Genomic DNA, 7,271 nt, shown 5'->3' with positions numbered 1-7,271 from the left:
AGGGACTCCACACTTCCGTCCCAGCGTTTCAGCCAGAAATATATATATGAACGTGATTTATTGTATTTTCTGCTCGCTCGGCTCACTCCATATTTCTTTGCGTAATTCATTAAGGATTGACGAAACTTCATATCTTGTGTTATACTATTCATGAGAGATAGGCTTCCTTTCTGATTTGAATTTGGTGTGGTAACTTTATTTTATCAGATTTTTGTCTATCTCTCTTTTCTTTTTTCTTAATTTTGTCCAATATCTATTGTAGCACTACAAAAAAAATATTGCCGGCAAGCCATGGGCTATTGAAAAATCCTGATGGATATGTTATAATAATATTTATGAGTATTTTTTAAGAGGGTTTTATTATGCAGGGTTGTAAAAAGGTTGTTTCCATTCAGGATATATCGGGCCTTGGCAGGTGTTCGCTGACGGTGGTGATACCGGTGCTTTCGGCAATGGGTATTCAGGTGTGTCCTGTGCCTACGGCTGTGCTTTCGGCTCACACGGGCTACAGCGAGTTTGTCATGAGAGATCTTACGGATTTCATGAAACCGGCTTTGGAACACTATAAGAAAATGGATATGAAATTTGACTGTGTGTACAGCGGGTTTCTAGCTTCAAGCGAGCAGATAGACCACTGCCTTGAGTTTTTCGAGGCTTTTCCTGACGCCCTGAAGGTCGTAGACCCTGTTATGGGTGACGGCGGAAAGGCATATAAGACCTACACAAAGGAGCTTTGCAGCCGTATGGTCGAGCTTGTAAAGGTGGCGGATATAATCACGCCTAACCTCACAGAGGCGGCTATACTTCTTGGCGAGGAATATCCTACGGCTTCAATGCGCAGCTCTGAGATAAAATCATGGCTTGTAAGGCTTTCAAAGCAGGGCGCAAAGATCGTTGTTATCACAAGCGTAAATCTTGCAGACGGCGGAATGTCAACTGTAGGCTATGATAAAGAAAATAATAGCTTTTGGAAAATAAAGAATGATTATGTTCCTGCACACTATTCAGGAACGGGAGATATGTTCACAAGTGTTCTTATTGGAGGACTTCTCAAGGGTGACAGCCTGCCTATCGCAATGAACAGAGCCACAGCGTTCACAGAGCTTACTGTCAAGACTACATACAGCTACCAGACCCCATGGACAGATGGTCTTATGCTAGAGGGTCAGCTCCCTTGGCTCACAAGCTATCAGGAGCTTAGGGACTATACGAATTTGTGATATCGGGAAGAGTGATCGCAGATGAACAGACTTAATATCGTGCTTGTAGAGCCGCAGATACCGCAGAACACAGGCAATATTTCAAGGACTTGTGCAGTGACAGGTGCGGCACTGCATCTTGTGAAGCCTTACGGCTTTGAGATAAGCGACAAAAAGCTAAAACGTGCAGGGCTTGATTACTGGGATAAGCTGGAGATACATGAGTATGACGACCTTGACGACTTTTTCTCCAAAAACAGTGGTGAGTTTTACTTTTTTACCACAAAGGGCAGAATGGTACACTCAGATGTGGATTATTCGCAGGATAGGGAAGTGTATATAATTTTCGGCAGAGAGGACAAGGGGCTGCCTGAGAAACTGCTTTATGAAAATCCCCAAAGCTGTGTGAGGATACCAATGAGGAAAACGCTCAGAAGCCTTAATCTGTCAAACTCAGTGGCGATAGCCTGCTATGAGGTTTTAAGGCAGTGGGATTATCCCGACCTTGGCAGAGAGGGCAAGCTGACGCAATATACATGGGACGAATAAAATAAATAAAAAAACGGAGGGTGAATTTATGGCAAAAATAAAATTTCTTACCGACTCAGCGAGCGATATCACTGATGAGCTTGAAAAGAAGCTGGATATCCAGATAATGAATTTCAAGGTGGCAATGGGTGATGACAGCTACACATCAAGGATAGATTTCGACAACGAGAAATTCTACAAAATGCTTGACGATTTTGACGGCATACCTGTTACATCGCAGATAACAGCTTTTGAATATCAGGAAACTTTTGAGAAGCTCTACAGCGAGGGCTATACTGATGTTATAAACACTACCATAAACTCAAAAGGCTCGGCAACATACAACAACGCTGTTATGGCGGCAGAGGAGTTTTATTCCGTTCACCCTGAAGCAAAGGGCAAGTTCACTATATACAATATAGACGGCGAGAGCTACTCAGGAGCGTATGGTTATGCAGTAGTTCAGGGCGCAATGAAAGCCACAAAGGACGTTCCTGCGGCTGATATCGTGGCATTTATGGAGGACTGGATAAAGAACTGCGTTATTTTCTTTGCACCATATACACTCAAATATGCAAAGAAGTCAGGAAGAATTCCGTCTGCGGCTGCTTTTGTGGGCGAGGTAATGGGTCTTAGACCTATCATGAGGATACATGACCATGCTATCGTTACAGAAACAAAGGTAAGAGGCGACAAGGCTATTGTGCCAAAGATACTTGACCTGACTGTAAAGGAAATGATACCGCAGACACCTTACTGCATAGTTTACGGCAATGACGAGAGTGTCAGGGACGAAATGGCGCAGGCTATGACGAAGAAGGTGGGCTATCCACCTGCGGAGTGTTTCCAGATAGGTGCGGCAATTGCAATAAACGCAGGTCCAAAGGTGACGGGCGTTATCTTTAAGGCACAGAATAAGTAAATTTGATATGGATATAAAAAGACGGACGTTTCGCTTTGAAACGCCCGTTTTTTTGTCAGCTCATGTTGTTATTTGTTTTTGCGTGATTTTCTGCCTGCAACTACAAGTCCGCTTCCTGTGATAAGGATAGTAAAGAGGATACCGCCAAGGTCATTGCCTGTGTTAGGGTTTGTGCTTCCTGCATTGTTCTTTACAGGGTTCTTGCTGTCAGTGTTTGAGTTGCTGTTTGTGCTTGTGCCACTGTTATTTGAACTTGTGTCTTTGCTGTCTGAGTTTGTATCGCTGCTGTCAGAGCTTGTATCATTTGCCTTTGGCGTCATAGTAAGGTCAGTGATGACCCACAAGGTGCCGTCAGAGCCGTCGCTCGTATCATTTTCATAGCGTTTGTAATTTACAAATTCGCCGTTTATCTTCAGCTTAGTGTCTGGCCCGAATATGTAAGAGGTATTTTCACTTTCAACAAAACCAACAGCCGTCACATACACACCATAATAGTAAGTCTTTCCGGCTTCAAAAGCGGTGATCTTGTTTTCATAAATTTCGCTTCCCCACTCTGGCTCTGTAGAGATCAGACCGGTCTTGCTGTCAAGCTCCCACCACGCAGCTCGGAGCGCATAGTTTGCGCCGTCTGGCACATTGCCTGTAAACACTGGCTTGTCGCCGTCCTTGAAGTTGATGGTGGCGTCGTTGATCTCCACCACGTCAATAACTTTCACGGTGGACGGCGTCATGGTCAATACATTGCTGAACCAAATGGTTTCACCGCTATCATCCACATCGATCTGATCGGGTGTCAGGGTGATTTCTTCGCCGTTGATATAGAGCTTCGTGTTCTGATCGAAGCGGTAGCCCTCTTCCATGCCCAAATCGGAAATCTTGAAATATACGCCATAGGTATAGCTTTTGTCGGCTTCAAATTCCGTAATGAGCTTACCGTTATAGCGTTCGTTCCAGTAGTCGCTGGAGGTAATGCCATAACCGCTGCCGTCATTGGCGTCCCACCGCTGATGATCGGTGTCAACGATAGGGTCAATGACACCGGTGCTGAAAAGCGGTTTATCTCCGGCATTAAAGTTGATAATGGCATTAAGTCGGATTTCTTCAACAGCCTGACCGGGGCGCAGCTCTGTTCCATATCTAATAAGACAGGTCTTGCCGTCATCCATCACCATGACCCACGCGCTAGACGGCAGGCTTGCTCCATTCAGTGTAACATTTTCATTTTTCAAATTGCGATCGAAGGTATAGCCGTCCTTTGCCTGAAGTTTCACGGAATATATATACCTTCCGCCCTTTTCAAAGGTATTGAATCGAACATCGTCGTCCGAATAAACGCTTTCATCAGAATACCAGTAGCCAACCGTGTGCATTGTGTCGTCGGCGTCCTTTTCCTGCTTTTCCCAACACTCAAAGAGAATATCATATTTATCCTGATTAGTGCCTGTTCGCTTGGCCGATGCCTGTGGGGCATTGCCCGGCTGATAATCGAGCTTCACGTTTTCGATATCGATCATGTTAATACTGCTTAAAGTTGCCGCAGGCGTCCAATGTGCTTTTAGAGTAATATTCCCAGTGATCTTGGTATCAAAGGTATACTTTGCATCATTTAGATACCACCCAGCAAAATCATAGCCGTTCCTCTTCGGTTCATTTGGCTCGATCGCAGAAGTATTCAATACCTTTTGCTCTGACACTGCACTTCCGCCGTCTGAATCAAATGTCACTGTGAACTCATCAAAAGACCATGGAAATACACCACAGTTCTCGATCGTACCTCCAGAAATGACAACAATCGCCGTATTGTTTTTGCCATATACTGCATTGCCGAGACCTCCCAAGTCTACCTTGCAGTCCTTAATTGTGCCGCCGGTCATGGTGAAGCTGCCATTTTCGTATATGTTCACTGCACCGCCATTATTGCATGCAGAACAGTTTTCAATCGTTCCGCTGTTCATCACGAAGAAGCCGCCCTGCTTGACAAATACAGCACCGCCGTCGTCATCCGCTCTGCAGTTGCTGATCGTACCATCGTTCATTGTAAATGTGCAGCCCATGCCTATATCCACAGCAGCGCCGTCATCACCTGCTTTGCAATCCTTAATAGTACCGCCGTTCATAACGAACTTGCCGTACTTGACCGGAGTTTCCGTTACACCAGTGTTGGATACATCCACTGCGCCGCCGTCTCCGTCGGCATCCGTGCAATTCACGATACTGCCGCTCTCTAGAGTAAGCGTTCCGCCCTTGACTTCAAATCCGCAGTTCTTGTTCTGCCCATCGATCTTGCCATTGGTGCCGCTGTCCTTTACTGTTAGGTTTCCGCTGCTGCGCACCCGAATTATATCCTCATCTGTCGAGCTGCAGCTCAGGGTATATCCGTTGAGATCAAGAGTAACAGTGCGCTCCACATCTAGTTCCCAGGTGGTCTCAATGTTTCCGCCCAACTTGATCTCTGCAAATTCCGTATTTTCCAATGCCGACTTCAGTTCCGTTTCATTACTGACTGTAGAATTTTCAGCAAATGTCAACATAGACATTTGTGGTGCTGCCAAACATAGGGTAAGGATAAAAGCGGTTATTCTCCCTTGCAGTGATCGTTTTTTCATAATATACATCTCCTTTTGATATTATATTTTTTCTCATGTTCGTTATTATCCTATAAGCACACCTCCATTACTTTGTATTTTCCCTAATGTGATATCCTTTATCACATTATAACAAATCTATGAATAAATTTGTGATTTATTTCATAATAGTCATATGCCAATTTTGAAATTATATATCGTGGGGGACTTCCTTTTTTGATAAATATGATATATAATTAACGTAATACCATATGACAGCGGGAGGGATCGTTAAAATGAAGTTTTGCGAACAGCTTGGTAAGTATATAGAACAGCTTTCCTGCACGGCAAAGGAGCTTTGTGAGTTGTCAGGGATATCTCCCTCAACATTTAGCAGATACAGAAGCGGAGAGAGAATACCTGAGATAGACACTGTGGCGTTTGACGGGCTTTGCAAAGCTCTTGAGGCTGTGGCAAGGGAAAAAGGCTATGGCGATATGACAAGGGAGAATATAAAAAGAGCCTTTCTTGACTGTGAAGATATCATACCTGCCGACAGAGAGTCTATGCGGCAAAATTTCAATACCCTTATCTCAGCCCTTGATATAAACATCAAGCGTATGTGCAAGGAGATAAATTATGATGTTTCCACTGTTTTCCGTATACGGAACGGTACTAGAAAGCCTGCCGACCCAGAACGCTTTGTCGCCGCAATAGCAGGCTTTACTGCAAGGGAGCTTAGAACTCCCACAGAGATATCAGCGGTCGCACAGCTTGTGGGCTGTAATGAAAGTGATATAGAGGATGTGTCACAGCGTTATGAAGTGATATGCAAATGGCTGTTCAGCGATCATGCCAGACAGAGCAGAGAGATAAAAAGCGGTGGAATTGAAGAGTTTCTTGATAAGCTTGATGAGTTTGACCTGAACGAATACATAAAGGTGATACGTTTTGATGAAATGAAAGTACCTGCATTGCCTTTTCAGCTTCCTGTGTCAAAAAGTTATTTTGGCATCAAGGAAATGATGGAAAGTGAGCTTGATTTTCTGAAAGCCACAGTCTTGTCACGTTCTAATGAGCCTGTGATAATGTACAGTGATATGCCTATGAAGGAAATGGCTGATGATCCTGAATTTCCGAAGAAGTGGATGTTCGGTATGGCTCTGATGCTTAAAAAGGGTCTGCACCTTTGTCAGATACATAATTTTGACCGCTCCTTAGATGATATGATGCTTGGTCTTGAAAGCTGGATACCGATGTATATGACGGGGCAGATAGCGCCTTACTATTTGAAAAACGTACAGAATAATGCTTTTTTGCATTTGCTGAAGGTATCAGGTGCGGCGGCTCTTTCAGGGGAAGCCGTGGCAGGGTTTCACAGCGAGGGCAGATATTATCTGACCAAGTCCAAAAAGGAGCTTGGATATTATCGTAAACGTGCTAATGATCTGCTTTCAAACGCCTGCCCGCTTATGGAGATATACCGAAGTGACAGGGAAAAAGATTTCAGCGATTTTCTCACTGCCGACTCTCACAGACGTGGCAGGCGCAGGAGTATTTTATCTGCTCTGCCTGTTTATACTATGGATAATGACCTGCTCAATAGTATACTTGACAGAAACGGTATTGACGACCGCCGGGGCAGAGATATAAAAGCTTATGTCAGCGAGCGTAAAAAGCGAGTTGAGAGCATACTGGAAACCATGACCATAGAGGACGAGATATGCTGTCTTTCCCAAGAGGAATTTGAAACACGTCACCATGCCCTTGACCTGTCGGGTGTATTCTGTGCCAGTGATGTTCTTTACAGCTATGATGATTATTCTGCACATTTAAAAAGCACAGAACGCTATGCACAGACACATGAAAACTATAGCCTTAAATATGCTAAGAGGCAGACCTTCTGCAATTTGCAAATACTGATCCATGAAGGTCAGTGGGCGATGATATCAAAGGGAAATGCGCCTGCTATACATTTTGTTATACGACACCCGAAGCTTCTCAGCGCCTTAGAGAATTTCATTCCGCCTGTTATAGAAGATCAATAAAATGCAGGAT

At 44.3% G+C, this 7,271-nt stretch carries 5 protein-coding genes; 4 read left to right on the top strand and 1 reads right to left on the bottom strand.

Annotated features, from left to right (window positions below; all coding sequences use genetic code 11):
* The first annotated feature begins 362 nt into the window (after positions 1 to 362).
* Genes WS40_RS03115 through WS40_RS03105 form a run of 3 tightly spaced genes read left to right on the top strand, consistent with a single transcriptional unit; the run spans position 363 to position 2,649 of the window.
* Positions 363 to 1,220 carry a pyridoxamine kinase gene (locus WS40_RS03115; RefSeq protein ID WP_038670828.1) on the top strand — a complete coding sequence of 286 codons (858 nt, stop codon included), beginning with the start codon at positions 363 to 365 and terminating at the stop codon, positions 1,218 to 1,220.
* A gap of 21 nt (positions 1,221 to 1,241) precedes the next feature.
* Positions 1,242 to 1,748 (top strand): tRNA (cytidine(34)-2'-O)-methyltransferase, encoded by a 507-nt coding sequence (locus tag WS40_RS03110; RefSeq protein WP_046440107.1) that lies wholly within the window; start codon positions 1,242 to 1,244, stop codon positions 1,746 to 1,748.
* A gap of 28 nt (positions 1,749 to 1,776) precedes the next feature.
* A complete protein-coding gene (locus WS40_RS03105) occupies positions 1,777 to 2,649 on the top strand; it encodes a DegV family protein (protein WP_046440105.1) in 873 nt (290 codons plus the stop codon).
* A gap of 68 nt (positions 2,650 to 2,717) precedes the next feature.
* On the opposite strand, the gene WS40_RS03100 is transcribed toward WS40_RS03105, so the two are convergent.
* Complete coding sequence (locus WS40_RS03100; RefSeq protein WP_046440103.1) at positions 2,718 to 5,186, bottom strand: InlB B-repeat-containing protein; 2,469 nt, start codon at positions 5,184 to 5,186, stop codon at positions 2,718 to 2,720.
* A 323-nt stretch (positions 5,187 to 5,509) separates the two neighbouring features.
* Here WS40_RS03100 and WS40_RS03095 point away from each other — a divergent pair, with 323 nt between their 5' ends.
* Positions 5,510 to 7,261 carry a helix-turn-helix domain-containing protein gene (locus WS40_RS03095; RefSeq protein ID WP_046440101.1) on the top strand — a complete coding sequence of 584 codons (1,752 nt, stop codon included), beginning with the start codon at positions 5,510 to 5,512 and terminating at the stop codon, positions 7,259 to 7,261.
* Positions 7,262 to 7,271 lie beyond the last annotated feature (10 nt).

The organism is Ruminococcus sp. N15.MGS-57 (genome assembly GCF_000980385.1).
GTDB lineage: Bacteria > Bacillota > Clostridia > Oscillospirales > Ruminococcaceae > Hominimerdicola > Hominimerdicola aceti.
Note: the sequence above shows the minus strand (reverse complement) of the source record. Positions and strands in the feature narration are given on the sequence as shown.

Coding starts and splice junctions, on each gene's coding strand:
- WS40_RS03095 (WP_046440101.1), top strand. CDS start 5,510: ATGAAGTTTTGCGAACAGCTTGGTAAGTATATAGAACAGCTTTCCTGC.
- WS40_RS03105 (WP_046440105.1), top strand. CDS start 1,777: ATGGCAAAAATAAAATTTCTTACCGACTCAGCGAGCGATATCACTGAT.
- WS40_RS03100 (WP_046440103.1), bottom strand. CDS start 5,186: ATGTCTATGTTGACATTTGCTGAAAATTCTACAGTCAGTAATGAAACG.
- WS40_RS03115 (WP_038670828.1), top strand. CDS start 363: ATGCAGGGTTGTAAAAAGGTTGTTTCCATTCAGGATATATCGGGCCTT.
- WS40_RS03110 (WP_046440107.1), top strand. CDS start 1,242: ATGAACAGACTTAATATCGTGCTTGTAGAGCCGCAGATACCGCAGAAC.